Source organism: Mesorhizobium sp. M0615 (assembly GCF_040320805.1).
Taxonomy (GTDB): Bacteria; Pseudomonadota; Alphaproteobacteria; order Rhizobiales; family Rhizobiaceae; genus Mesorhizobium.
In genome coordinates, this window is the sequence record NZ_JAMYQI010000011.1 from 17,140 (window position 1) to 43,148 (window position 26,009).

Here is a 26,009-nt window from a genome sequence, read left to right on the forward strand (position 1 = left end):
GTTATTGACGCGCGCCTTTCGAGGCGCGCGTTTTCTACTTCGACATGCTCCTGGCGCAGAACGGCGTGCCTTCCCGATAACGGCGGTCCAAGCGTGCAGTGACTAAAAATGTGGCAGGGCCAGCTGTTGCCATGATTTTGCCGCAAGACTGACATTTCACCTTTTATCTCAAACCGTTAGGTGATCACGGCAGATTTCGCAACGTCGTCATCTTTTGTTCGCAGAATGGGAACGGAAGAGGTAGACGGGCATTGTTTTGCGACCCGTTAACCGGTACGTGTCAAGAAATGGTGCGGTGCACAATAATGTTTTGGGCGGAGTAGCTGAAGTGTCACTTCTGCAAATCTACTGGAGAGCGCTGGGTTATCTCGCAGCCGACAGGAAGCGCGTTGCGTTTATCTGCGGTGCGAATGTCGCGCTCGCCATTATCGCCATCCTCGAGCCGATCATGTTCGGCCGGGTAATCGACGCCATCTCCGATAAGGGTTCGGTGTTTTCGACGCTGGCGCTGTGGGCCGGTCTCGGCGCCTTTAACATCGTCGCCTTCGTGCTGGTGGCGCGCGGCGCCGACCGTTTTGCCCACAAGCGGCGCAGCGAGGTGCTGTGCCAGTCGTTCGAGCGCGTGATCACCATGCCGCTCGCCTGGCACCACCAGCGCGGCACCTCCAACGCGCTGCACACGCTGCTGCGCGCCGTCGAGACGCTGTTCAGCCTGTGGCTTGAATTCATGCGCCAGCATCTGTCGACGGCTGTTGCGCTGGCTCTGCTGATTCCGACCGCTATAAGCATGGATCTTCGCATGTCGCTGGTGCTGATGGCGCTGGGCGTTCTCTATGTCGGCATCGGCCGGCTTGTGATGAAGCGCACCAAGGCGGGCCAGGCCGCGGTCGAGCGCCACTACCATCAGGTGTTCGCGCATGTGACCGACTCGGTCAGCAATGTCGCCGTGCTGCAGAGCTACAACCGTCTCGGCCACGAGGCCGATACGCTGCGCCGCTATGTCAAGAACCTGCTCGACGCGCAGAACCCGGTGCTCGACTGGTGGGCGATGGCCAATGCGCTGCACCGCCTGTCGTCGACCATTTCGATGATGGTTGTGCTTTTGATCGGCGCCTATCTGGTCACCCATGGCCAGCTCAAGATCGGCGACGTCATCGCCTTCACCGGCTTTGCCACGCTGCTGATTGCCCGCCTCGACCAGATGTCGGCTTTCGCCAACCAGATTTCCGAAGCCCGCGCCAAGCTCGAGGACTTCTATCACCTCGAGGATTCGGCCGCCGACTCCGCCGAGCCGGACGGCTTGCGCGACCTCACCAACGTCACCGGCCATGTCCGCTTCGAGAATGTCGGCTTCGAGTTTGCCAATTCGCGGCAGGGCGTCGACGACGTCTCCTTCGAGGTCCAGGCCGGGCAGACGGTTGCCATCGTCGGCCCGACCGGCGCCGGCAAGACGACGCTGATCAACCTCTTGCAGCGCGTCTTCTCGCCGTCTCATGGCCGTATCCTGATCGACGGCATCGACACCCGCACGGTGACCCGCAAGTCGCTGCGTCATTCGATCGCCACCGTCTTCCAGGATGCCGGCCTGCTCAACCGCTCGATCGAGGACAACATCCGCGTCGGTCGTGCCGAGGCGACTTATGACGAGGTTCACGCCGCCGCCAATGCGGCTGCCGCGCAGGATTTCATCCTTGCCAAGAGCGCCGGCTATGACACCGTCGTCGGCGAGCGCGGCGGCCAGCTTTCAGGCGGCGAGCGTCAGCGCATCGCCATTGCCCGCGCCGTGCTCAAGGACGCACCGATCCTGGTGCTCGACGAGGCAACGAGCGCGCTCGATGTCGAGACCGAGGACCGCGTCAAGGAAGCCATCGACGAACTGAGGCGCAACCGCACCACCTTCATCATCGCCCACCGCCTGACCACCGTCCGCGACGCCGACCTGGTCGTGTTCATGGACAAGGGCAAGGTGGTCGAGATGGGCGGCTTCGCCGAACTGTCGCTGCGCAATGGCCGTTTCGCCAGCCTGCTGCGCGCCGGCGGCCTGCTCAACGACGAGGAAGTCCGCCGTCTCAGCCGCACGGTGAATATCGAAGCTGCGTAAGCTTTTTTACCTCCCCCTTGTGGGGAGGTCGGACCGAAGGTCCGGGTGGGGTAGTGCCCGCCACCCCACCCCGCTGCTTTGCAGCGACCCTCCCCACGAGGGGGAGGGTAAATAAGACTGCGACACTCCCTCGATTGCCCCGAACGCGCCGCCGGTCTATCTAGACCTTATGAGCGATACCTCCTCACGCCTCGCCGGCTGGACCGACCTCGCCAACCCCACGCGCTTTGTCGGGCTGGCCGATAGGCTGGTGCCGTGGCTGGCGTCGATCGCCGCGATCCTGCTCGCCATCGGTCTCTATATGAGCTTTGCCGCGCCTGAGGATTTCCAGCAGGGCATCACGGTGCGCATCATGTATATCCACGTGCCTTTCGCCTGGCTCGCCATGATGTGCTACACGGTGATGGCCGTCGCCGCGCTCGGCACGCTGGTCTGGCGCCATCCCTTGGCCGATGTCGCGCTGAAGTCGGCAGCCCCGATCGGCGCCACCTTCACCGCACTTGCGCTGGTCACCGGCTCGATCTGGGGCAAGCCGATGTGGGGCACCTGGTGGGTCTGGGACGCCCGCCTGACCTCGGTCTTCATCCTGTTCCTGATGTATCTCGGCATCATCGCGCTGACGCGTGCGCTGGATGACGCCAGCCGCGCCGCCTGGGCCGCCGCCATCATCACGCTCGTCGGCTTCATCAACATCCCGATCATCAAATTCTCGGTCGACTGGTGGAACACGCTGCACCAGCCGGCGTCGGTGTTCCGGCTCGGCGGACCGACGATCGATCCCAGCCTGCTATGGCCGCTGCTGGTGATGGCGCTCGGCTTCACCGTGCTGTTCTTCGCGCTGCATTTGACGGCGATGCGCACCGAAATCCGCCGCCGGCGGGTGATCGCCATGCGCAGGGTGGCAGCACGGCAGGCCGACTAGCGCGATTTTCAAAACCGAAGCCATACGCCTGCCGCCAAACATTAGCATGTGCTGCTATGTTGCGGTGCAGCAACAAGAATTCTCAAAAGATTGTTCCCGACTTCGCTTGGCTCCTTGATCTCGTTTGCTTTCTTGACAGCTCGGCCGCGAAGCAAGAGTGATACCAGTCACTAGTTGTAGCGAGGGAATCGGCGATGAAACTGCGCTTGTTGGCTGGCGTCTCGACATTTGCATTGGCGCTTGGCTGGAGTTCGGCGTACGCCGCCGACGCGATCGTCGACGTTCCGAGGGCAGAGGATCTCTGGTACGTCACGCTCTTCGGCGGCGCCAGTTTCCCGAACCATGTGAAAACGGACTACAATGGTACTGGGTATTCAGTCGATCTTGATACCGGGTTCGTAATCGGCGGCGCTGTCGGTCGGCGCATCAACGATGTGTTTCGTGTCGAAGGCGAACTGTCCTACGCGCGCTACAAGGCAAGCGAATACAGCTACACGGGCGTCGGCAACTATCCGGCTTCCGGCAATCTGTCGGCCACCTATCTTCTCGCCAACGTCTGGGCCGATGTTGCGCATTTTGGTGATGCCAAACTCTATGTCGGCGGCGGTCTCGGCGCGGCCTATGTTACCGCCGATACTCACTTTGATGGCCACGCCTTTGGATACGGGCCTGGCGGCTGGGGTTTCGCCGGCCAGGTGGGCGCCGGTGTTACCTACGCGGTAACGCAGAATGTCGACCTCGATTTCGGTTACCGCTTTAAGGCCGTGACAAGCGTGGATCTAGACGACAATGATGGCGGCGGCACATACGAGAACGCCAAATTGTACTCCCACAATCTCCAGCTTGGCGTTACCCTGAAGTTCTGATTGGTTCGTCGCAGGCCGCGACCGGGATTTGACGGATGCCGCTCTTGCCACGCCGGCAACCCCTGGGCCTGCCGGCAATGATCCCAGCCTCGCTGCCGACCGCCGGTGAGCCGGCGGAAAAGACATTGCAGCGCGGCATCGACCTGCAACGGCGCAAGCGTTTTCGCGAGGCCGAGTTCTGCTACCAGACGGTGCTTCGCACGCAGCCCAAAAATGCCATGGCGCTGAACCTGATGGGCACGCTCGCCATCGAGGCCGAGCATCATGACGCCGCCATTGCCTATATGGAAAGGGCGGTCAAGCTCGAACCGGACAACGCCATCTTCCGCAACAATCTCGGCAATGCCTACAATGTCACCGGCAACGTCGACAAGGCGCGCAGACATCTGAGAAAGGCGATCGAGCTCGACGGAGGGCTCATCGAAGCGCTGTGCAATCTCGGCCGCTCCTACCGCAGCCAGCTCGAGGGCGACATTGCCGAAGGGTTCTATCGCCAGGCGCTGGCTATCGACGGCCAGTCGGTGATGGCACTTGCCGGTATGGGCGATTTGCTCACCGACATTGGCCGGCCGGCCGAGGCGGTCGAATGCTTCAGCAAGGCCCTTGCCATCGACCCGGGCCATGTCGAGGCGCTGGCTGGAATGGCGCTTGCGCGCCGGGCGGTCAAGGACGATCCGACGTTGCCTTTGGTGCTGAAACGCCTGGAATTGCCGACGACCACCGATCGCGAGCGGGTAGTGCTGCACCACGCCGCCGGCAAGATGCTCAATGATCAGCGCGATTATGGCCCGGCAATCCGCCATTTCGCGAGGGCAAAGGCGATTTCCGGCAATGATTTCGACATCGACCGGCACACCCAGCTTTACGACAGCTTCATCGACACCTTCGACGCCGGCTTCTTCGAGGCGCGAGCCAATTTGGGAAATCCATCCAGACGCCCGGTCTTCATCGTCGGCATGCCACGGTCGGGAACGACGCTGACCGAGCAGATATGCGCCAGTCATCGCGATATCCATGGCGCCGGCGAGTTGTCGACCATTCGTTCACTTGCCGGCGAACTTGGGTTCGACAAGCTCGACCCAGCCATTTTCACCAAGGCCATGGCGGCGCTCACTGCGGCCAAGGCCAAGGAGCTTGGATCGAAATATCTCGACGATCTCAAAAAGCGCAACAACACGGCGCGGCTTGTCGTCGACAAGATGCCGCATAATTTCGAGCTGCTGGCCTTCATCAGCCTGATCTTGCCGAATGCCCGCATCATCCATTGCCGGCGTGACCCGATGGACAATTGCGCGTCCTGTTTCATGCATAATTTTTCCGAGGCGCACGGCTATAATGCCGATCTTACCAAGCTTGGGCAGTATTACCGGCAGTATGACCGCCTGATGCGCCATTGGACCAAGGTCATCCCGCTGAATATCCACGACATGCCCTACGAAGAAACGGTCGCCGATTTCGAAAATCGCGCCCGTGGATTGATCGGATTCCTCGGCATCGAGTGGGACGATGCCTGCCTGCGTTTCAACGAGACCGAGCGCACCGTGCGGACGCCGAGCCGCTGGCAGGTGCGCCAGCCGATCTATTCATCCTCGGTCGAGCGCTGGAAGCTGTATGGCGACGCGCTGGATCCGCTGAAGGCGGCGCTGGGTCCGGTTTATCCGTCCTGATTTCAGTTGGCCCGAACAACCTCGCGCTCGACGCGCGCTGGCGTAGATTAGACCTGAGTTGCATCGTGCTTTGGGGCCAAATGAAAGCCGAATGCTTTCATGACCGCCACTGTGGTTTCCAGCGTAGGATTACCGTTTTCGCTGAGCGAGGTATAAAGATGCTCGCGAGCCAAGCCGGTCTTTCTGGCAATGTTGCTCATCCCCTTGGCGCGGGCAACGACACCGAGGGCGGACGCGACGAATTTGGCGTCTCCGGTTTCCATTGCCTCTGCCAGAAACGCCTCGATTGCCGTATCGGAATCGAGCATTTCGGCGGGATCGAAATCATAGATTTTTTCAACCATTGTCGTCACTCCATTCTACGGCCAGGCGCTTTGCTGTCCGTATGTCGGTTTCTTGTGAACTTTTATCCCCGCCGCACAGGAGCAGGATGACCGTTTCACCGCGCTTGTGAAATAAACGCGATAGCCGGGCCCATAGTGAATGCGCAATTCACTGATGCCTTCACCCACTGGGGCCACGTCGCCGGGATTTCCTACAATCAAACATTGCAGCCGAACGGCAATTGCCGCCTTGGCTCTTCCGTCTTTCAGCTTTTGGTGCCACCTCCGAAAGGTGGCTGTCTGCTTCAGGATTGCCATGGGGGCTAGTAAGTTATAAATTACAATTCGTCAATGTCGAAATAGGGCGAGCCTCCAAAACGAAAAGCCTCACCCCATCCGCCCACGCGCTTCCACCTTCAGCGTTTCCAGCACCTTGTCACCGTCGATCAGATGCACCTGGTCGAACAGGTTGGTCACGACGCAGCAATGATCAGGCACCACGCGCACGCGCTCGCCAATGCGAAGCTTCGCACCATTTCCAAGCGTGACCGTGCCATGTTCCTCGCTCAAGCTGGTGACGCGGGCGCCGGGCATGCCGAGCAGCTCGCCAAAATCGGCGAGCCCCAGCGTGTCGCTGGACAGCGCCTTGCTGCCGCTGTCCAGGATGGCGCGGGCCGGCGTCGGATGGCTGACCACGGTGGCGAGCACCGTCAGCGCACAATCGTCGAGCGTGCCGACGCCTTTGGCGACCTGGTAGCGGTCGAGGTAGATGTAGGTGCCGGGGCGGTATTCGGTCACCACGCTGTCCTCGCCCGAGCGCCACATGTCAGGCGTGCCGCCGCTGGAGATGCGTTCACAGGCGAGGCCCGAGGCCGCGAGCGTTTGTTTGGCGCCGGCCAGCCACGATTCAGCCTCGGCGGCGCGGCCGGCCGCGGGGTAGGTCATCAGCCCGCCGAAGGTGAGCCCCTTGGCTTGGTCGATCAACTTCGCCAGTGCCAGCGCCTCGGCGGCGCTTTGCACACCACAACGGCCCATGCCGGTGTCGCATTCGACCAGGACGGGCAGGGGGTGCCCTGCATCGGTGAAGGTGGCGGCGAGCCCCTCCAGCGTTTCGAGGCTGTCGGCCGTCACTGACAGTGTCACACGGCCATGCAGGGCCTTGAGCCGCTCCAGCTTGGCGCGGCCAAGGATGTTGTAGGGCAGGAAAATATCGGTCAGCCCGGCATCGGCCATCACCTCGGCTTCGCCGATCTTCTGGCAGGTGATGCCGACCGCGCCGGCCGCCAGCTGCTTCTTCGCCCAATAAGGCAGCTTGTGCGTCTTGATGTGCGGCCTGAGTTTCAGCCCCCGGCGGTCGGCATGCGCCTGCGCTCGTGTGATGTTGGCTTCGGCGCGGGCTGCGTCGATGAGGATCGCCGGCGTGTCGAGGTCGTCTATGCCTTGCATGAAATATCACCCTGGGAAATCTGGCTGGACTTATGACCCCGATCCGCACGGATGTCATGGGGCCAGCACGCAGTTTGCGTCGACACCGCAGCGCTGTTCGGCTATGCGCTTCAGATAACTCCAGGGAACGCGACGCGAAGGGATCACGATCATGAAACGCTCCACCGTCAACGACATCATCCGCGATGCAGACGCCTTCATCCGCTCGTTCGGCTACATCATGCCGCCCTTCGCCTACTGGAGCCCGGAAGAGATGAAGGCGCGCAAGGCCGACTCCGCCGCCATTTTCACCTCGCGGCTCGGTTGGGACATCACCGATTACGGCCAGGAAAAATTCGACGAACTCGGCCTGTTCCTGTTCACCGTTCGCAACGGCGTCTATGCCGACATGAAGAAGGGCATGGGCATGCTTTATGCCGAGAAGATCATGATCTCGCGCAAGGATCAGCTGTCGCCGATGCACCGCCACAACATCAAGGCCGAGGACATCATCAACCGCGGCGGCGGTAAGCTCGTGCTGGAACTGTTCATGCACGATCGCGACGGCGGCATCGATCCGAAGGCCGAAGTGACGGTGCCGGTCGACGGCACCATCCACAGGCTGCCGGCAGGCGGGCTCCTGAAGCTCGACCCGGGCCAGAGCGTGACGCTGCTGCCCGGCGTCTGGCACGCCTTCTGGGCCGAGGGCAAGGATGTGCTGATCGGTGAGGTCTCCACCGTCAATGACGATCTCACCGACAACGTCTTCCGCGAGCCGATCGGCCGCTTCTCCAACATCGACGAGGATGTCGCGCCGGTGCACCTGCTGGTGTCCGACTATGAGAAGTGGGTGGGGTAGGCGAGGCCTAATCGCCCCAATTCACCTGCTGAAAGAACGTCCAGATGCTGATCGTGCTGTCATCCCGATCGCTCGTGCTGTGCAGCGTCAGGACAATATCCACGGTGGGCGGCGCCTTGATCAAGACTGTGATCAGGCGCGCGCTGCCTTCAGGCACGATACCTATGCCTGAGGTCATTTCCCAATTTCCGTCGGCTTGCTGAAGTCGGGAAGAAGTATCTCCGAATTGCTCCCTCATCGATGCATCGTTTGGAAACGGTTCGTCGGTGAGTTCTGCAAATTCCTTCCAGGATCCGGAGACTGCCGCCTGAATGGCGCGTTCTATTCTGGCTTTTTCCGCTTCGCTAACTTGAGCCGGCATCCGAACTCCGATCTACCGCTGGTACTTATCCGCCTTACGCGTCCCCAGCAAAAGCTTGCGCTCAAGCTGTGCCCGCAGCTCGCCATAATAGGCGGTGAGGAAGGCCCTGGAATCGACCGGCTCGATCGTCATGCCGATCTTGCGCCCGATCGTTTCGGCCACGGCTTTCAGCGCGAAATAGTCGTCGCGGCGCAGCACCTCTTCCAGCTTGTGCAGTTCGGCGATGCCATAGGCATCGAGCTGCGCCTGGGTGAAGCGGAAGGCGCGGGTGGTGGTATCCTGGCGTTGCGACAGGTCTTCGACCAGCGCCAGCTTGGGTGCCTCCACCACCCAGGTTCCGGCCAGCAGGTCGCCGATGCGCATGCGGTCGCGGTTGAACAGCGGGAAGAGCGCAAACAGCAGCGTCCACACCAGCCCGAAGATCGTCGACAGCGTGTCGGCGAGCCCCATCTGGCTGCGGCCTAGGATGATCGACAGCGGCAGGAAGATCTCGATCTCGCGCATCAGGTTGCGGGCAATGACCTGATCGATCGACAGGCCGGCGCCGCTGCGCGATGCCACCCGGATGCCGAGCATCCGTTTGCCGGGTGTGGCGGCGCGGCGGCCGGCTTCGAAGACGATGAAATAGGCGTTGCGCAGGAAGAAGATCAGGATGATCCAGACGATGAACAGCGGCTGCGCGCCTTCGCCTTTGAGGCCGGCCAGCCCGAACAGTGCAACGATCGAGATCACGATCGCCGTGACGATGATGATGACAAAGTCGAGCAGGAAAGCGGCGGCGCGGGTGCCGGCATCGGCGAGCTTGATCCGGAGATCGACGCCTTCCGGCGTGACCAGCGGCCGTATTGTCGAGACGGCAGCACGCCTAGCGGTTGCCATGCCGCACCACCCTGAACACATAGAAATAGCAAAGCCACAGCGTCAGCATGACGCCGCCAATGGCATAGCGTGTCACGTCGCTGGTGATCACCTGCCTGCCGATGCCTTCGAGCAGGCCGGCAAACAAAAGCATGATCGTCACCCCGACCATGGTGGTGGCGGCCACGCGCCCGGCATAGGCAGCAGCCGTCATCCGCGTCAGTTCGCCGGGGAAGGCGATGCGCGTGCCGATGCGCATGCCGGCGGCGCCCGCCAAGGCGATCGCGAACATCTCGGTGGTGCCGTGGATGGACAGCCAGCCGCCCAGCTCCAGCCCGAGCCCCTTGGCGATGTAGATCTGGAACATCGCGCCAAGCAGGCAGCCATTCATCAGGATCAGGAGCACGCTCGGCACCGCGAAAGCAAAGCCGAGCGCGAAGGCAAGGATCGCCACCTGGACATTGTGCGTGAACAGATAGGCGGCGAAGCCCGACAGGAAATTGCTGTCGGCGCCGTCATAAAGCACCTGTCGCAGGACTTCGACTGAGGCATCCGGGTTGCGCCCGCCGGCCAGGCTCGGCGGAATGATGGCGTCGAACCAGCCCTTGTCTTTGGCCACCAGCCAGTAGCCGGCGCCGGCGCCGACAAAGGTCAGGACGACCGACAGCAAGGTCTCGCGCCACAAATCGCGAATGGCATGCGGCCAGTCATGCAGACAGAAATCGCCGATGCGCTGCCGCAAGCCGCGACGCGCGCCATAGAGGTAGAAGTAGCCGCGCAGGCACAGCGCTTCGAGATAGCTGACCAGCGCATTGTCGAGCGACGTCGCCCGCGCCACCGAAAGCGAGGACAGCGCCGAGCGGTAGAGCAGCGGCAGCGACAAAAGCTCGTCTTCCGACAGCGTGCGCGGCGCACGTTTCTCGACCCGGGCAAGCAGCGCCTCGAACGCCTTCCAGTCGGCCTCGCGCTCCGAACGGAAGCTCGCCAGCGACTGGCGCACGGCATCCTTGCCGACCAGCGCGTTCACAACAGATCCTCCCGCTTGAGCTCGAGATAGCGCTCGACCAGTGCTGGTCCGAGCCTTTGATGATCGGCTTCGATGACGTGCGCGCCGAGCAGCCTGAGCCTGCCGATGACGACCTGCCTTTCGCGCAGCAGCCCGCCGGCGACGACCGAGCGCGCCACATTCTCTGGAGCGTCCGGCGGCATGTCGGCCAGTGTCTCCAGTTCGACATCCTTCATCATCATGAACAGCACCAGATGCCGTTCGGTGAGCCGGCCGACGGTGCGCAGCATCAGTTCGGCGCTGATCGGATCGACGAAGTCGGTGAAGATGATCACCAGCGAACGCCGGTCGAGCTTTGCTGCAAGGGTCGTCAGCGCCAGGGTGAAATTGGTCTCTTCGGTGGAATAGTCGATCTCCGCCGCCCGCTTCTGGATCATGGCGAAGCTGGCGGAGCCGCGCACGGCGCCGCTGGAGACGCGCGGCCGCGCATCGAAGCCGAACAGGGAGACCATGTCGCCGCCCTTCAGCGCAATGAACGCCGACAGCAAGGCTGCGGTGACGGCGCGGTCGACCTTCGGCACGCCGTCGACGGGCTCGCACATCAGCCGGCCGCTATCGATGGCCAGCACGATGTTGTTGTTCTCCTCGATACGGAATTCGCGCGCCAGAAGCCTGCCGTGGCGGGCGCTGCGCTTCCAGTCGATCATGCGCCGGCCCATGCCGGGCTGGTAGTCCTTGAGCGCCTCGAATTCGCGGCCCTGGCCGGCGCGGCGCTGCGCATGTCCGTCGGGCAGCGCCTGGCGCTGCAGAAGCGTGATCGCCTCGTCGCGGGCGCTGCTGACGTTGGGCAGCACCACCACCTTGCCGTCCATCGGCAGCACCACCTGGTTCCAGACCAGCCCGAACGGCCCGCGCCAGCGCACCCACAGGCGATCGAACCTGGCAATGCCGCGCCGCAGCGCCTGAAATCTGAGATCGAGCGATGCGCTGCCGGCCTCGGCGGTCGATGCGCCGCCGGTGCCGCCCAGCGGTTGCAGCCGCTCGTCATGGCCAAGACGCGCCTGCACGGCGCGCGGCCGTCCGCCGAGCCTGGCGGTGACATTGACGGTGAGCTGGCCGCCGACGCTGACTTGCGGCGGGGCGTGGATGCTGGCGTTCAGAGAAGCCCGTCCGCGCCCAGCGGCCGCGTCCACGGCCAGGAAAGCAAGCAGCGCGCAGATCCACAACAGGCCGAGATACCACATCGACGGCAGCGCGAGCGCGATCAGGAAGGCCGGTATTGCACCGGCCGCACCTGCCCAGACTGCCCGGCCGCTCGGATAAATCAACGTGGCGCTTCCGTCTGGTCTACAAGGTCGGTCACGATCTGTTCGACCAGGCGGCCGTCGATCTGCGCCGCCGGCGACAGGATAACGCGATGGCGCAGCGCCGGCACGGCAAGCGCCTTGACGTCGTCGGGGATGACATAGGCACGCCCGTCGAGCGCTGCCCGAGCCCGTGCAGCTCTCGCCAGCATGGCGCCCGCGCGCGGGCTGGCGCCGACCTCGAGGTCGGGGCTTTCGCGCGTGGCGCGCACCAGCCTGGCGATATAGTCGACGACATCATCGACCAGCGTAACCTCGCCGACGGTCGCCAACGCCTTTTCCAGCGTCTTGCGGTCGGCCTGGGCGGTGATGCCGTATTGCTTGATATCGTGCGAGGCGGTGCCGCCGCCATGGTGGATGATGATCGCCTTTTCCTCTTGCGCGCCGGGGTAGCTCACCCGGTGCTTGAACAGGAAACGGTCGAGCTGGGCCTCGGGCAGGGGATAGACGCCCTGATGCTCGATCGGGTTCTGCGTCGCCACCACCATGAAATTCTGGCCGAGCGCATGGGTGGTGCCGTCGAAGGTGACGGCGTGCTCCTGCATCGCCTCCAAAAGGGCAGCCTGGGTCTTGGGCGGCGTGCGGTTGATTTCGTCGGCGAGCAAAAGGTCGCAGAAGATCGGGCCGCGCGTCAGCGTGAATTGCCCGGTCTGGAAATTGTAGATGTTGGAACCGACGATATCGCCGGGCATCAGGTCGGGCGTGAACTGGATGCGGCCATAGGCGACCCCCAGCGCCTGGGCAAAGCAGCGCGCCGTCATCGTCTTGGCCGTACCCGGCGGTCCTTCGAGCAATATATGCCCGCCGGCGAACAATGCCGTCAGCATCAGATCGACCGTATCGTGTTGCCCGGTGATGGCCTTGGCCACCTCTTCCCTGATCTGTGTCGCCAGGGCCTTCACATCATCGACGTTCACCGAGCCTCCTTGCCGTCCAGTCGTGCAGCTTTTCGGCTGCATCATGCATTTGTGTCAGGGTCTTTGCCGCGTTCGCAGCTTGCAGGCGGGTCGTGAAACCGCCGGCTTCGTCCTTGTCGCGGGAATCGAGCCAGCGGTCGAGCGCTTCGCCCTGCAAACCGTGCGGCGCGCCGAGCAGCGCGCCGGCGCGCACGCGTGCCAGTGCTCCATAGCGGTCGCCCAGTTCCTCCAGCCGGCCGGCGCGGCGCAACAGCATCGCCGTGGTGTCGACCAGCGCGCGTTTGCCGAAGGCGATGGCGCGCTGATCGGCCCGTGGCGGCCCGAACCGGCCAAGGCCATGCAGGAAGGCAAGTGCCGCCGCCGCCAGGATGGTCAGCGTCAGCGCCAGGAAGGGCGGCTCGACCAGAAGCTTGGCGAGATCGTATTTTCGCCCGACGCCATGCAGCGTCAGGTCGAACATGACGGCACCCTCTTCGGGCTGCAGGAGCTCGATCAGCTTGAGCGCCGCCGCCGCCTTGTCGGGATCTTTCAAGCCGGCGTTATTGATGAGATCGGGGTCCGTCAGAATGTAGAACCGCTCGTCTTCGACCTCGGTCAGCACGGCCTTACCGTTGCCGGCGGCAATCAGCGGGTGTTCGTCGGCCACCCATTGCAGCTGGTCGGGAACGCTGACCATTTGCCCTGAGACGTCGAGTTGCTTGACCGTGGTCTCACCTTCGCCGAGCTTGGCCTTGGCGATCCGGGCGAGCCAGTCGTTGACCACGACGTCCGGCAGCCGCTGGATCTTCATCTCCCACCCCTCGTGCTCGAACAGCGGCAAGGTCGCCCATTTGGGCAGCACGAAGAGCGTATCCAGGCCCTTGCGAAGCTTGACGATGTTGGCAAGCGCATCCGGGTCGCTGTCGGGCGAAATCGTGACGATCAGGAGGTTCGTGTCGATCTGGAGATCGCTGTCGGACCGCGCCATGTCGGGCGCTTCGCCGGTCAGCTCCAGCCATTCCGCCAAGCCGGCATAGCCGATGCCGCTCTTCGAGAGCGGCGTTGCGCCACCGACGCTCGGCTGGCGAAAATCGGGGGCATAGGTGGACAAAAGGAAGAAGCCCGCCGCCGCGAGCAGGCTGGCGAAAATGCCCCAGAACACCGTCCTGCGGCTGAACGGTTCCTGCTGGGCGATGTCGGCTGTCGCGTCACTCACGTCCAGGCATCCCTGAAGACGAATCGCTCATAGGCGCTGCGCGCCTCCTGCCAGCCCTCGGGCCCGACCGGCCGGCGCGCGAACAACGCCGCCTCGACGATGCGCGCGATCTGGGTAAAGGCGCCACGCGCCCGCGTTGGCAGCGACGCCGCTCCCGCGATATCGCGCGCGGTCAGCGACGGGCGCAGGAAGTCGGGCAGGCGGCCGGCAATGTCGGCAACGCTGCGGCGCAGCAGGAGATGCACCGCCTCCTCATACTCGCCCCGGGCGGCCAGCGCATCGGCTTCCGACAGCAGGACCTGCGCCGCGCCAATGTCGGGGCGCCATGTCGCTTCCGCCTCGGTCACGCTCTTTTTGCGCCACCAGGGCAGGCGCCAGGCGACGCCTTTCACCTCAAGGAAAATCAGCAGCAGAATGATTGCGGCACCTGTGATCACGGCCCCCCAGAACAGATAGATCATGTAAGGGCCGAGCTGTGCCAGGAATTCGGCCAGCGGCTTTAGCCACTCGGGCGTCTTGGGCTGTACGTAGGCCGGCAGGTCGAACTGGATCGAATCGTCCGACAGCAACTGCTTGTGCAGTTTGGCCAGCCATTCGGCTTGCGCAGCGTCCGGCTGTGCAGCAGTCACCTTTTCGCCCCCCCTGCAACCTGCGGTTCGCGGGCCGACACTGACAATACGCCAAGGCAATTGCAAGCGGCGGCAACCGCAAGTATCAATATCGGTGATTTATACTTTCTGATTTCGGGTATCCATTAGTCGGGGGGAATGTAACATGACGTCAATCGCGAGCGAGCGGCCGGAACGGTTCAGCATCGGCAGGGCTTTCAGCAATACGTTTTCGGTAATCGGACGAAGCTTCGTCCCACTTGCCGCCATCGTCGGCCTTTTTTCGACGCTGCCTGCGCTGCTGTACAACATCTGGAGCTTTAGACAGATTGCAAAGATAGCAGTACCTGGGGCGAGCTTCGAGCAATCGGCTATGGCGGGCTATGGTGCCGTTTCGATGATTGCCGGCCTGGTGCTCCTGATCTTGGCCTTTCTGGCGCAGGCGGCGCTGGTACGAGCGACAATCGAAGATTTGAACGGCAAGCGCCCGTCGATTGGCGATTGCATTCAGATAGCCCTGCGCAGCTTCCTCCCCACGCTCGGAATTGGTCTTGTGATCATCGTGGCAATGTTTCTGGTGGCGATGATATTAACGGTCATCACCATGGCCATCCCCATCGTCGGCGGTGTGATTGCACTTCTGTCGCTCATCCCCATAGCCATGTGGCTGATCAGCATATCGGTGGCTGTGCCTGTCGCAGTTCAGGAAAGGCCTGGCGTCTTCGCCTCGATTTCGCGAAGCAGGGCGCTGACGAAGGGAAGCCGCTGGCGGATATTCGCGCTGTTTCTGGTCCTCGGCATTGTTGCGATAGGGCTACAAGTGGTTTTCACCTTGCTGTTTCAGGCTGCTATTGCGAGCGGCGGGATCAGCACGACCGGTCTCATTGCCGCTGCCATCGGAAGCAGCCTGCTGTCGACAATCGTTTCGGCGGTGATTTCGGTGGCGATTGCCGTCACCTATGTCGAGCTGCGCCAGGTCAGGGAAGGCACCAGCGTCGACGAACTGGCGGAGATCTTCTCGTAACGAAGGTTTTGGCCCGAGAACAGCCAGTCATGTTGGCGCGATTGGCCGGGATCTAGCTCGGGCCGGAAGGGGTAATCGTGGCATCGACGGCGTCGGCGCGGCTTGAGAAGTTCCAGATCGGCAGGGTTTTCAACAACACCTTCGCCGTGATCGACCGCAATCCCGGTCTGATGATTGCTTTGGCGGCGCTTTTCCTGGTCCTCCCAGCAGTTGCGCTCAATCTGTCGAACCACTGGAATGGCGGCCCCAACGGCTACATCGCCGCACCTCCACTCGGCGCGAAGTGGGTCATTATGAGCAGCTCGTTCTTATCGCTCGTTTTAAGCCTGATCTATTTCGTTTGCGCGCTGTTGTTCCAGTCCTCGCTGGTGCAAGCGACGATAGAGGACCTGAACGGCAAGCGCCCGGCGATCGGCGACTGCATCCAGATAGCCTTGCGCAGCATATTCCCGACGCTGGGGGTGGGGCTGATTGTCTTTTTGGCCATGATCCTTGGCCTCATCGTGATGGGCATCGCCGGAATGTTGGTGCCGATCTTCGGAGCGATCATTGCCTTCGTGGTGTTGCTCGTTGCCGGCATCAGGTGGCTGCTCGGCATATCGGTTTCCGTGCCGGTGCTGATGCAGGAGCGGCTTGGCATGTTTGGCGCGATGTCGCGCAGCCGTGCTCTGACAAAGGGCAGCCGCTGGCCGATGTTCGGTGTCTTTCTGATCCTGTTTTTGGCGGCGCTTGCCTTCCAGATGATGTTTGCCTTGCTGATCGGCCTGATTTTCGCTTTCTTCAGCGGCCTCTCGACGGTTGCCCTGATTTTCGGCGCTATCGGAAGCGTCCTTATCGCGACGGTCGTGTCCACGGTGGCATCGGTGGCCATTGCGGTCGCCTATGTTGAACTGCGCCAGGTTAGGGAAGGCACCAGCGTAGACGAACTGGCGGAGATTTTCTCTTAGAAGGCGAAGCCAACTCGGCTGGTCGGGCGGCGGGGATTTCAGTGACAACAGCTTGGCCCCGCCTCCGCGCTCGTCCGACACAGGCACGACGAGGTGATCGCCACATCCCGCGCGAGCTGGACATGGTCGAAGCAGCGTTTGGCCGCACGGTCTGCCTCGTCCTTGCCGTGCTCGTTCCAGGTGAGGTTGTAAAAAGGCCCGGCGGCATAGGCGATGCCCCAATGCACGAAGGCGCAATCAGGATCTGTCTCCAGCGCCTTCTCGAAGCACTTTATGCCTTCCTCATGGTTGAAGCCGTAGCACCAGTTCAGCCCGATATCGAACCAGCGCTGCGTCTCGACCGAGGCGGTGGAGATTGGACGGCGATAGGTGCCGAGGTCGAAGTGGTCCATGCGTTCTCGTGCAAAATATCGCGGCCAAAGTGTATCAGGCCTTGAACTCAATCTTGGGGTGCTGACCTAGGTAAAGTGCGAAGCAATCTGTTCGACAGGGTCCTTGTCTGGGCGCACCAAAAGCCAGAAGATCAGCCCTGTAGCGCCACCGAGTATCCCTATGAAGGAGCATGCATAGAGAACTCCGCCGATTCCCAATGGAGGACTCCACTTACTGAGGCCGAAGACAAACGCTGGAACAAAAACTGCCAGAAAGCCAACGACGACGTATACCCAAAAAAACTGCCAGCGCCGTCGGGTCAGGACATAGAAGGCCGGAATTCCTACCACCGCCTCCACAACATAGAAAACAAGGGTTACGAAGATGAAGCCCGACAACGGCCCCGTCTCAGGGTGGTTCGCATGCCAATTGTAGCCGGGCAGGATCGCCGGAATAATGGGTGCAAGAATGAAAGCCCAACGGGCGCGCATGTGTATTCTCCGGAATGACGCGAGCCCACAGCGGCGCCTCGTCGACACACCAGACCGATCCACGGTCGCCGCGTCAAGACAGACACCGTCGTAAATGCTCGGAGTGCGCTGCAGGTATCTACCTGAGCGACATACCGCTCAGGTGCCAGCCGGTATGCGGCGTCCCCGAAGGATCACCCCTCCAGCCACACCTTCTCAAAATGCTGTTCCAGCGACTGGTGCTGTTCGCAGCCTTGCACGCCCTTGCGGTAGGTGCGGTAGACCGAGCGCCAGTAGGGCTGGATGATGATGCCGGCATCCCGCAGATTCTGTTCGATCTTGGCCATGATCTCCTTGCGCTGGGCAGCATCCGGCGTTGCCAGCGCCTTGTCGAGGAGTTCGTCGAACTCTTTGTTGGCGTAAGCGCTTTCGTTCCAGGCGGCGCCCGATTTATAGGCGAGCGCCAGCACCTGGACGCCGAGCGGGCGGCCCAGCCATTCGGTGGTGGAGAAGGGGTATTTGCTCCAGTCGTTCCAGAAGGTCGCCGCCGGCAGCACGGTGCGCTTGATCTTCAGGCCGGCCTCGCGCATCTGCGCGGCGATCGCGTCGCCGGTGCTCTTTTGCCATTCGATGTCGACCGAGATCAGCTCGAATTCGTGGTCCGTCTTGCCGGCTTCAGTGAGCAGTTTCTTCGCCTGATCCATATCTCGCTTGGCCGGACCGATATCGGCAAACTCAGGATGCATCGGACCGACATGGTGGTTGTCGGCAGGCTTCCCGCGGCCGCCGAGGCCGAGCGCCAGCACGGCCGAATTGTCGACCGCAAGCTGGGCGGCGCGGCGCACGTTGACGTCGTCATAGGGCGCGTTGCCGACATTGAAGCGGGCAACGATGGTCGAGCCGGTGGCGATCTCGGAATTCAACAAGCCCATCTGCTCGGTCTGCGACACGGCGTCGGACGCGGTCTCGTGGTCGGTGTCGATTTCGCCGGATTCGAACGCCGACAGCATGGCGTTGGGGTCGGAGCCGTAATCGACCCATTTGATGCCGTCGAGGTAGAAGTCGCCCTTCCACCAGGGCTTGTCCTTGCGCTTCACCTCCGCACTGGTCTCGGCATTCCAGCTGACCAGTTCGCAAGGGCCGGTGGTGATCGCCAGCGCCTTCATCGGGTCGTCGCCGCCCTCATAGGAGCGATGCATGATCAGCGCGGGATAGTCGGCCATGCCGGCGATCAGCGAAATGTCGGGTTTCGGCAGATTGAGCTTTACGGTGAAGTCGTCGACCTTCTCGATGCCGCCATCGACCGGCTTCTTGGTGTCGGCATTGACCAGCGCGCCCATGCGTGCGGCGACCGAGTTGCCGGCGACGGAAGCATCGCACCAGCGGCTGAGATTGTGGATGACGTCATCGGCGTTGAAGGCGTCGCCATTCGACCAGGCGATGCCCTTGCGCACATGAAGCGTCAGCGTCTTGGCGTCGTCGCTGGTTTCCCAGCTTTCGAGCAGCCACGGCTCGAAGGTGAAGTCGCGGTTCCAGCGCACCAGATATTCGTTGCAGTGGCGCGCTACATTGGACATTTCGACGCCGTCGAAGGTGCGCGGATCCTTGAAACCCTTGACGTTCATGGCGACGCGCAAGGTGCCGCCGCGCTTCGGCTCTTCGGCCCGGGCAGGTGACGCGCTGAGGCCGCCCAGCGCCAGCGCGCCGGCAGCACTGACGCCAAAGCCGGCCATGATGGCGAGATATTCGCGCCGGTTGACGCCGCCTTTCCTGAAACCATCGGCAACGGGTTTGGCCTGCGGGTGCAAATTACGGTCGGTCAGCATGAATTTCATCGTCGTTCCCTCTTTTGTGGGCGCCTCGATGGTCCGCCCCGCTGGGCGCGAATGCGATCGCCGAGGCGCTGTTACCTGAGCAGGCAATCATAAAGCGGGCCGACACCGGGAAATGTTCGCTTTTCCGCAATTCTTGTGCGCTGCTCCGCAGTCGCGTTAGCCAATCTCTCCCCTTGTTGTGGGGGAGATGTCCGGCAGGACAGAGGGGGCGCTGTCCTGCCTGCCCTTCAGTTGACTGGAGTGTCCTTGCAGACAATCGTTGCGTTAACTCAGGATATTGAAGGGCCGCGATCCTTCGCACCCCCCTCTGGCCTGCCGGCTTTCGTCGTTCGGAAAGCCAAGCAATTGGCTTTCCATCCGCTACGCGGACCACTCCTCAACCCCCATGAGGGGGAGATCAGCGCTTCGCCGCCTCAATATGGCCAGTCGTTCTTGCCGAGCACGGCGACGGCGGCGATGGCTGCAAGCGTGCACACGAACGCCTCGCCGGCGCGCGGAACATTTTTGCGGGCGCGCAGAAAACTGTGCACGAGGCGGTTCTCCTCATACCACCAGGCGCGGCCGCCGGCGGCAACGATGCGGTCGCGATAGGTCTCGCCGTCCGATGACAGCGGATCGCACTGGGCGGTGATGATGACAGTCGGCGGCAGGCCGGAGAAGTCATTGTCGCTCAGCGGAGAAAAAGTCGGGTCGTCGGGCGACTGTGCCGGGGCAGCGCGAATGGTGCGGTAGAACGCGATGTCGCGCAGCGTCAGCAGCGGTGCGTCGTCATGTTCGACATAGGAACCGGCACTCTCGTCGCCGCCGAGACCGGGATAGATCAGCACCTGGCCGACCGCCCGGCGCAGGTGGCGGCGAGACGCGTGTGCGACCGCGGCGGCAAGGTTGCCGCCGGCGCTTTCGCCGACGAGCACGATCGGCAGGTCCGTTGTCACCGCCGCCCATTCGAACACGGTCAGCGCGTCGTCGAAGGCGGCCGGGTGGGGATGTTCCGGCGCCAACCGGTAGTCGGCCGAGACAACGTCGAAACCGGTGCCGGCGCAGATCTCGGCGCAGATGTCGTCATGGCTGTCGAGCCCGCCAAGCACAAAGCCGCCGCCATGATAGTAGACGATGACGGCGCGCACGGGCTTGCCCGCCATCCGATAGTAGCGGATCGGGATGGCGTGCCCTGCATCGGCGGCGATGATGCCGCCGCTGGCCGAAACCCCTTTGGGATAACCCTGATGGAAGGCGCGGCACATCGCATCATAGACCGACCTTTGCTCGGCGATCGGAAGTTCGGCGATTTCTGGCGGGAACCAGTCATTGACCAGGTCGATATACTCCCACAGCGCCGGATCGAGCAGGGTGGCGTATTTCCCCCGCCTGGCGGTCTTGAGCTTGTGGACCGTGCCCATCTCTCAGAGCTCGCCGTAGAGCCGTTCGGCGTTTTCAAACGTGAAGCGCAGCGGTACCGAGCCTTCGACCTGCCATGCATCGATGGTGTCGCCCGCCATCAGCCGGCACGCGTCTATCGTGTTGGTGACGGCGCCGCCATAGAGCCGGTTGGCAAGGTTGAGGATGGCGGTCTGGTGCATGGCGGCACTGCCGCTGCCGCAGGCATCCTTGACCAGAAGCACGCGAAAGCCGGATGCCACCGCGTCCTTCACGGTGGCGTCGATGCAGGCCTCGGTCCAGACGCCGGCGACGATCAGCCATTCGATGCCGCGCGCCTTGAGTTCGGTTGCGCCAGGTCCGGCGCCGAAGGCGCTGGCCTGCGTCTTGACCAGCATCGTCTCGCCGGCCGCGGGCGCCACCTCATGGCAAATCTCCGTCAGCGGATCGGTCTTGTCGGAAAAGGCGGACTTGCCGTCGGCGTCGAGCGGATGGAACGGACGCGCCTTGGCGGTATCGACGATATAGGCCCAGTGATACAGCGGCACGAAGTTGCGCCGCGCCGCCGCCTGCAGGCGCTGGACGTTGGCAAGCACCTCGCCAAAACCTTCGACCAGATAGCGCTTGTCCTGCCGATGCTCTTCCTGGAGGTCGATGAACGCCGCGGCGACCGTGCCGCGTTTGATCGAGATGGGGCTTTTCATGTGGACGGGCCTGGGTTCGCGACCGCCGCCGCCGTTCTTCTCGCAAGGGCAGCGCAAGCGATGGAGATTGGTCGTCGTCCTCCGAACTTCGTCATCCCAGGGCGAAGCAGCCGCGCAGCGGCGTCGCGGAGACCCTGGGATCCATTCCGTGACGTCGACCGTGCAGTGCAACTGTGCAGGATCTGCACCGTTGCGGCGCTCTGGAGTCCATGCCGTGACATTGGCCAAGGAATGCAGCGGAGCAGAACTTGCACCGTTGCGGCGCGGATGAGTCCCGGCATGGATCCTAGGGTCTGCGCCGCGTCGCTGCGCTCCTTGCTTCGCCCTAGGATGACGACGGGATTGGCGTTCGCGCTGGTTGCCAAGGGATGCGAAACGACCATCAAACCTGCTTCTCCAGAAACTCATCCTCGTAGGGAAAGCGCGACAGAAGTTCGGTGCCGGTGTCGGTGATCAGGATCTCGTCCTCCAGCTTGACGCCCTCGCGGCCGCCTTTCTCGCCGATATAGCTTTCCACGCTCACCACCATGCCGGGCACGATAACACCGTCGCGGCCGTAGGTTTCATAGTCCATGGCGTGCGCTATGAACGGCGTCTCGCCATGCATGCCGACGCCGTGCATCACCGAGGTATAGCGCTGGTCGACGAAACGGTCCGGGATTTTCCACGCCTTTTCGGCGATCTCGCGAAAAGCCATGCCCGGCCTGACGATCGAAATGTTGTGCTGAACCTGGTCGTGCGCCATGCGGTAGAGCGATTTCTGATAGCCGGTCGGCTTGCCCGGCCCGCAGCGGAAGGTGCGCGAAAAATCGGAATAATAGCCATAGCAGCCGATCGTATCGGTATCGAGCGCCAGAAGCTCGCCCGGCCGGATCTTGCGGCCGCTGGCCTCGTTGAACCACGGATTGGTGCGCTGTCCCGAGGTGAGGAGCCGCGTCTCGATGAACTCGCCGCCCTGGCGGATCACCTCGCCATACATGATGGCGAACAGCTCATTTTCGGAGACGCCGGGCTTGATCGCCTCGCGCACGGCATAAACAGCGGCTTCCGCGCCAGCCATCGATACCTGCAGGCATTTGACTTCCTCGGGTGTTTTCACCGCGCGCACCGCCAGGATTTCGCCCTGACAATCCCTGACGTCGCAGCCGCGCTTTTCCAGCGCCAGCGCCTGCAAATGGCTGCAGCGGTCGAGCCCGAGCTTCATCGAGCCGCCGCCATGTTTCTTCAAAAGCTCGGCGATCTCGTCGGCGAAGGGGCCGGCGGTTTCGTCGTCGCGGCCCGACACCGAAGACCATACCAGCTTGGACGGGCGCGCCTCGTCGATCGTGTCGAGCACCATCGAGACATGGTAGCTCTGCGGGTATTCGAACAGAACGATCGGCCCGTCGGTCGGGATGAAGAAATACCGCGTCGAGTTGCGCAGGAAATAGCCGAACATGTTGCGCGAGCCGGTGGCATAGCGCTGGTTGTAGGGGTCGAACAAAACGACGCCCCCATAGCCCGCCTCGCGCATCCAGCCGCGCAGTTTCGCCAGCCGCCCCTTGCGCAAGGCGTCGGCATCGATGAAGGACGGCTCGGTGTCCGACAGCCACATGCCGCCGGCGGAGTCAGCCGCGACCGGGTGGCGCATGCGGTCTTTGAAGTCCACGTCTTCGGTGCTGTCGGGGTCGAAAACGACGATGCTCATTGGGTGCGCCTCCTGAAGGGCTAGACCATAGCCATGCGCCGAAAAATGTCTGTGCGAGAATCCGCAGATGTCGTGCGAAATGCCGCAAGAGGGCATGGATACAAAGGGCAATGTAGCGATCCTTCGCGCCCCCTCTGTCCTGCCGGACATCTCCCCCACAAGGAGGGAGATTAGCAGCTTTCGCGTCCCGCTCGCCCTGCAACTTTGGTGATTGGCGAAAGCCGAGGCGACATCTGATCTCCCCCCGTGTGGGGGAGATGTCCGGCAGGACAGAGGGGGGCGCTGTCCCGCCAGCATCTCACCGCGTTAGCGCGCAGCGCCCTCTAATGCCGCCGCATCGCCTTCGGGGCGTGGCCATGCTCTTCGCGAAAAGCCCTTGCAAAACTCGACATCGACGCGAAGCCGCAGGCCAGCGCCACGTCTCGCACCATCAGCGTCGAATGCGCCAGAAGGTCGGCGGCGCGCCGCAGCCTGAGGCGACGGTAGTAGCCGTTGGGCGAAATGCTGAGCTCAGTGCGGAAATTGCGCTCCAACTTGTCGGAGGAGACGCCGAGCCTTGCCGCCAGTTCCGTCATGCCAAGCCGCTCTTCCACCGCATCCTCCATGATGGCAATGGCCGACAGCACCAGTTCGTTCTGGACGCCAGTGCGCAGCCTGAGCGGCATCAGCTTGCGGTCGACGCTCGAACGCAAAGGGCTGTGCACAAACCATTCCGCGACGCCGGCCGCGAGCTCGCCGCCATAATCGTTGGTGATGATCTCCAGCATCATGTCGAGGCTGCCGACGCCACCGGCCGAGGTGAAGCGCTTGCGGTCGATGACATAGAGATCGCGCCGAAGCTCGATGTCCGGGAACGCCTCGGTGAAGGCGGCCTGGCTGGTCCAGTGCAAGGTGCAGGCATGACTGTCGAGCAGGCCGGCCCGGGCGAGGAAGAAGGCGGCGTCGGCCACCGCGCCGATATGGGCGCCGGCGCGCAGGCTCCTGCGGATCCAGGCAACCGCGTCCTCGGCGACGACGAGATCGGCATTGCCGCCCGAGCAGACGACGATGCGGTCGACCTTCGGCGCGCCGGAGGCTGAGAATCCCGGTTGTATGACAACCCCATTGGACGCCTCGACCGTGCCCTGGTCGGCGCCGACGATCACCCAGCGGTAACAATCGCGTTTGGCCAGCACGTTGGCGGCGCGCAATGGCTCGATCACCGAACTGAACGCCATCATCGGAAAGCCGGGAAAGACCAGCACGGCGAAGGTGAGGGGACCTTCGCTCGCTGCGGGTTGCGCCCGGTCGTGTGTTTGGCTGGCACGGTCGGTATTCACAATTGTGTATTTCCCGGGAGCGTCATTGGTGGCAGACAGGAAATGTAGCGGGCTTTTTGGCCCGCCGGCAATGGAGACGACGCCATGTTTGCGGCCCAGACCATCGACAGCACCGACAAGCCGGCCTTCTACCGCGAACTGGCCACCCAGTTGAAGGCGCTGCTGGAAGGCGAGAGCGACTCCGTCGCCAACGCCGCCAACACATCGGCGCTGATCTTCCAGATGGTGCCCGATCTCAACTGGGCCGGCTTCTATTTCCTGGCGTCGGACGAGGAGCTGGTGCTTGGACCGTTCCAGGGCAAGCCGGCCTGCGTGCGCATCGCCGTCGGCAAGGGCGTGTGCGGCACCGCCATCGATCTCGAAATGTCGATGCTGGTCAAGGATGTGCATGAATTTGCCGGCCACATCGCTTGCGACGCCGACTCGCGCTCGGAACTCGTCGTGCTGCTGAGGGACAATGACGGCGTCTTCGGCCTGATCGACCTCGACAGCCCGACGCCCGGCCGCTTCGACAAGGACGACCAGGCCGGCATCGAGGCGCTTGCCGCGATCTATGTCGCGGCGAGTTCGTTCGAGGATTAAGCGAACTTCACCAGCATCAGGCTGAAGCAGCCGATGAACAGGAAGGCGCAGGAGGCGAGCGCCAGCGGGCGAAGGCCGCGCGAGCGCAGCTGCGAAATGTTGGCCTGCAGACCCATGGCGGCGAGCCCCATGGTCAGCATGATGGTGGTGGCGAACGCCATGGCCGACTTCACTTCGGCCGGCACGGCAACCAGGCTGTTCAGCGCCACGACGGCGATGAAAGCGGCGACGAACCACGGCATCGGCGGCCGCGCACCGGATTGGTCGCTTGGGCGATCGCCATTGCTCTTGCGGCGCGTCATCAGGCCGAGCGCGACGACCATCGGCGCCAGCATGGCGACGCGGGTAAGCTTGGCGACGGTGGCGATCTCGCCGGACTGGGCGCCGTTCTGGAAGCCGGCGCCGATGACCTGCGCCACCTCGTGGATCGAGGCGCCGGCCCACAGGCCGAATGCGTGCTGGTCGAGGCCGAGCACCGGCGCCAGCAGCGGGAAGCCGAGCATGGCGACGGTGCCGAACAGCGTGATCGAGGCGACGGCGTAGGTGACGTCCTCGTCGCGCGCATCGGTGACGATGTTGGTGGCGACAATGGCCGAAGCGCCGCAGATCGAAGTGCCGGCGGCAATCAGTTGCGCCAGCTTGGCGTCGACGCCGATCAGCCGGCCAAGCGTAATGGTGAAGACGAAGGTCGCTCCAAGGGTCAGCGCCACGATGCCGACGCCGCCGGCGCCGATGGAGACGACCTGGCCGAGCGTCAGCTGAAAGCCGAGCAGCACGATGGCAAAGCGCAGCAGGCGCTTCTGCGAGAAGGCAATGCCGGCCTTGGCGTGGGCGGGCGTGCCGAGCACGTTGGAATAGATCATGCCAGCGACGACGGCGAGGATCATCGGGCTGAACAGCGCGAAGCCGGAGACATTATGGGCCGAGAAGGCCACCCCCGTGATCATCGCCACCAGCACGATCCCGGGGATGACGCCATTCCACACGGAATCGAGCCGCTTCCGGCCCACGGCCAGGTCGGCCGATATCAGGCTGATCGGAATATCGTTCGCTCGCTGGGCGGCGGAAGACAATGCAATTCTCCACGCAAGTACCTCAGGAGAATGTCATTCCAGAATCGATCTTTCCAACGAATTGTTTTTGTTGAAATGATCGATTTTTGCGAACGGTCGGCAATGCCTTCAATCTTGCCTGTGCCATGCAAACGTAATGACTGGCTC

The 26,009-nt window shown here is 62.8% G+C and carries 25 protein-coding genes and 1 pseudogene; 8 read left to right on the plus strand and 18 right to left on the minus strand.

Annotated elements, in window-relative coordinates:
• Positions 1 to 328: 328 nt before the first annotated feature.
• From NKI46_RS20170 to NKI46_RS20185, 4 genes are all read left to right on the plus strand, one after another.
• On the plus strand, positions 329 to 2,101 hold the full coding sequence (locus NKI46_RS20170; protein ID WP_023672897.1) for a glucan ABC transporter ATP-binding protein/ permease: 1,773 nt from the start codon (positions 329 to 331) through the stop codon (positions 2,099 to 2,101).
• A gap of 169 nt (positions 2,102 to 2,270) precedes the next feature.
• Positions 2,271 to 3,023 carry a heme ABC transporter permease gene (locus tag NKI46_RS20175; RefSeq protein ID WP_023682911.1) on the plus strand — a complete coding sequence of 251 codons (753 nt, stop codon included), beginning with the start codon at positions 2,271 to 2,273 and terminating at the stop codon, positions 3,021 to 3,023.
• A 194-nt stretch (positions 3,024 to 3,217) separates the two neighbouring features.
• Complete coding sequence (locus NKI46_RS20180; RefSeq protein ID WP_023739271.1) at positions 3,218 to 3,889, plus strand: outer membrane protein; 672 nt, start codon at positions 3,218 to 3,220, stop codon at positions 3,887 to 3,889.
• 35 nt (positions 3,890 to 3,924) lie between these two features.
• Positions 3,925 to 5,556, plus strand: a complete 1,632-nt coding sequence (locus tag NKI46_RS20185; RefSeq protein WP_352747591.1) for a tetratricopeptide repeat-containing sulfotransferase family protein — start codon at positions 3,925 to 3,927, stop codon at positions 5,554 to 5,556.
• A gap of 47 nt (positions 5,557 to 5,603) precedes the next feature.
• Here NKI46_RS20185 and NKI46_RS20190 read toward each other — a convergent pair whose 3' ends face one another.
• The 3 genes and pseudogenes from NKI46_RS20190 to NKI46_RS20200 form a co-directional block, all read right to left on the minus strand.
• Positions 5,604 to 5,900, minus strand: coding sequence for an addiction module antidote protein (locus NKI46_RS20190; RefSeq protein WP_352747594.1), 297 nt, complete (start codon positions 5,898 to 5,900; stop codon positions 5,604 to 5,606).
• A pseudogene (locus tag NKI46_RS20195) lies at positions 5,893 to 6,197 on the minus strand (type II toxin-antitoxin system RelE/ParE family toxin). Before NKI46_RS20195 ends, NKI46_RS20190 begins: the two are co-directional and overlap by 8 nt.
• A 69-nt stretch (positions 6,198 to 6,266) precedes the next feature.
• Positions 6,267 to 7,325 (minus strand): D-TA family PLP-dependent enzyme, encoded by a 1,059-nt coding sequence (locus NKI46_RS20200; RefSeq protein WP_352747597.1) that lies wholly within the window; start codon positions 7,323 to 7,325, stop codon positions 6,267 to 6,269.
• 151 nt (positions 7,326 to 7,476) lie between these two features.
• Between NKI46_RS20200 and NKI46_RS20205 the strand changes: the two genes are divergently transcribed.
• Positions 7,477 to 8,163, plus strand: a complete 687-nt coding sequence (locus NKI46_RS20205; RefSeq protein WP_023694398.1) for a D-lyxose/D-mannose family sugar isomerase — start codon at positions 7,477 to 7,479, stop codon at positions 8,161 to 8,163.
• Positions 8,164 to 8,170: 7 nt separating this feature from the next.
• Here NKI46_RS20205 and NKI46_RS20210 read toward each other — a convergent pair whose 3' ends face one another.
• The 7 genes from NKI46_RS20210 to NKI46_RS20240 are packed head-to-tail and all read right to left on the minus strand — an operon-like array spanning position 8,171 to position 14,493.
• On the minus strand, positions 8,171 to 8,524 hold the full coding sequence (locus tag NKI46_RS20210; RefSeq protein ID WP_352747600.1) for a hypothetical protein: 354 nt from the start codon (positions 8,522 to 8,524) through the stop codon (positions 8,171 to 8,173).
• 12 nt (positions 8,525 to 8,536) lie between these two features.
• Positions 8,537 to 9,403, minus strand: a complete 867-nt coding sequence (locus NKI46_RS20215; RefSeq protein WP_352747603.1) for an RDD family protein — start codon at positions 9,401 to 9,403, stop codon at positions 8,537 to 8,539.
• Positions 9,390 to 10,409 (minus strand): stage II sporulation protein M, encoded by a 1,020-nt coding sequence (locus NKI46_RS20220; protein WP_352747606.1) that lies wholly within the window; start codon positions 10,407 to 10,409, stop codon positions 9,390 to 9,392. The genes NKI46_RS20215 and NKI46_RS20220 overlap by 14 nt, the downstream gene beginning before the upstream one ends.
• Positions 10,406 to 11,716 carry a DUF58 domain-containing protein gene (locus tag NKI46_RS20225; RefSeq protein ID WP_352747609.1) on the minus strand — a complete coding sequence of 437 codons (1,311 nt, stop codon included), beginning with the start codon at positions 11,714 to 11,716 and terminating at the stop codon, positions 10,406 to 10,408. The genes NKI46_RS20220 and NKI46_RS20225 overlap by 4 nt, the downstream gene beginning before the upstream one ends.
• Positions 11,713 to 12,669: an AAA family ATPase gene (locus NKI46_RS20230; protein WP_352747612.1), complete on the minus strand. Its 957-nt coding sequence runs from the start codon at positions 12,667 to 12,669 to the stop codon at positions 11,713 to 11,715. The genes NKI46_RS20225 and NKI46_RS20230 overlap by 4 nt, the downstream gene beginning before the upstream one ends.
• Positions 12,656 to 13,864 (minus strand): hypothetical protein, encoded by a 1,209-nt coding sequence (locus NKI46_RS20235; protein WP_023682901.1) that lies wholly within the window; start codon positions 13,862 to 13,864, stop codon positions 12,656 to 12,658. Before NKI46_RS20235 ends, NKI46_RS20230 begins: the two co-directional genes overlap by 14 nt.
• Complete coding sequence (locus NKI46_RS20240) at positions 13,861 to 14,493, minus strand: DUF4129 domain-containing protein (protein ID WP_352747615.1); 633 nt, start codon at positions 14,491 to 14,493, stop codon at positions 13,861 to 13,863. Before NKI46_RS20240 ends, NKI46_RS20235 begins: the two co-directional genes overlap by 4 nt.
• 145 nt (positions 14,494 to 14,638) lie before the next feature.
• Here NKI46_RS20240 and NKI46_RS20245 point away from each other — a divergent pair, with 145 nt between their 5' ends.
• Both NKI46_RS20245 and NKI46_RS20250 read left to right on the plus strand, forming a co-directional pair.
• Entirely contained in the window at positions 14,639 to 15,496 is an 858-nt protein-coding gene (locus NKI46_RS20245) for a hypothetical protein (RefSeq protein WP_031253510.1), read from the plus strand.
• Between the two features lie 146 nt (positions 15,497 to 15,642).
• Positions 15,643 to 16,443: a hypothetical protein gene (locus NKI46_RS20250; protein WP_245272163.1), complete on the plus strand. Its 801-nt coding sequence runs from the start codon at positions 15,643 to 15,645 to the stop codon at positions 16,441 to 16,443.
• 38 nt (positions 16,444 to 16,481) lie between these two features.
• Here NKI46_RS20250 and NKI46_RS20255 read toward each other — a convergent pair whose 3' ends face one another.
• The 7 genes from NKI46_RS20255 to NKI46_RS20285 all read right to left on the minus strand — a co-directional run bounded on the left by NKI46_RS20255 (position 16,482) and on the right by NKI46_RS20285 (position 24,108).
• On the minus strand, positions 16,482 to 16,835 hold the full coding sequence (locus tag NKI46_RS20255) for a hypothetical protein (protein WP_023742727.1): 354 nt from the start codon (positions 16,833 to 16,835) through the stop codon (positions 16,482 to 16,484).
• A gap of 66 nt (positions 16,836 to 16,901) precedes the next feature.
• Entirely contained in the window at positions 16,902 to 17,306 is a 405-nt protein-coding gene (locus tag NKI46_RS20260; RefSeq protein ID WP_023742726.1) for a hypothetical protein, read from the minus strand.
• Between the two features lie 173 nt (positions 17,307 to 17,479).
• Positions 17,480 to 19,120, minus strand: a complete 1,641-nt coding sequence (locus tag NKI46_RS20265; protein ID WP_352747619.1) for an ABC transporter substrate-binding protein — start codon at positions 19,118 to 19,120, stop codon at positions 17,480 to 17,482.
• Between the two features lie 413 nt (positions 19,121 to 19,533).
• The gene (locus NKI46_RS20270) at positions 19,534 to 20,520 is read right to left on the minus strand and encodes an alpha/beta hydrolase (RefSeq protein ID WP_352747622.1); all 987 of its coding nucleotides are present in this window, start codon (positions 20,518 to 20,520) and stop codon (positions 19,534 to 19,536) included.
• Between the two features lie 3 nt (positions 20,521 to 20,523).
• The gene (locus NKI46_RS20275; RefSeq protein ID WP_023826099.1) at positions 20,524 to 21,201 is read right to left on the minus strand and encodes an isochorismatase family protein; all 678 of its coding nucleotides are present in this window, start codon (positions 21,199 to 21,201) and stop codon (positions 20,524 to 20,526) included.
• 382 nt (positions 21,202 to 21,583) lie between these two features.
• Complete coding sequence (locus tag NKI46_RS20280) at positions 21,584 to 22,888, minus strand: M24 family metallopeptidase (protein WP_023742722.1); 1,305 nt, start codon at positions 22,886 to 22,888, stop codon at positions 21,584 to 21,586.
• 323 nt (positions 22,889 to 23,211) lie between these two features.
• Positions 23,212 to 24,108 carry a GlxA family transcriptional regulator gene (locus NKI46_RS20285; protein WP_352747866.1) on the minus strand — a complete coding sequence of 299 codons (897 nt, stop codon included), beginning with the start codon at positions 24,106 to 24,108 and terminating at the stop codon, positions 23,212 to 23,214.
• 183 nt (positions 24,109 to 24,291) lie between these two features.
• Between NKI46_RS20285 and msrC the strand changes: the two genes are divergently transcribed.
• Positions 24,292 to 24,789, plus strand: a complete 498-nt coding sequence (gene msrC / locus NKI46_RS20290; protein WP_023689662.1) for a free L-methionine (R)-S-oxide reductase MsrC — start codon at positions 24,292 to 24,294, stop codon at positions 24,787 to 24,789.
• Here msrC and NKI46_RS20295 read toward each other — a convergent pair.
• Positions 24,786 to 25,862 carry a YeiH family protein gene (locus tag NKI46_RS20295; RefSeq protein ID WP_352747627.1) on the minus strand — a complete coding sequence of 359 codons (1,077 nt, stop codon included), beginning with the start codon at positions 25,860 to 25,862 and terminating at the stop codon, positions 24,786 to 24,788. The two genes, msrC and NKI46_RS20295, sit on opposite strands and share 4 nt — an antisense overlap.
• Positions 25,863 to 26,009 lie beyond the last annotated feature (147 nt).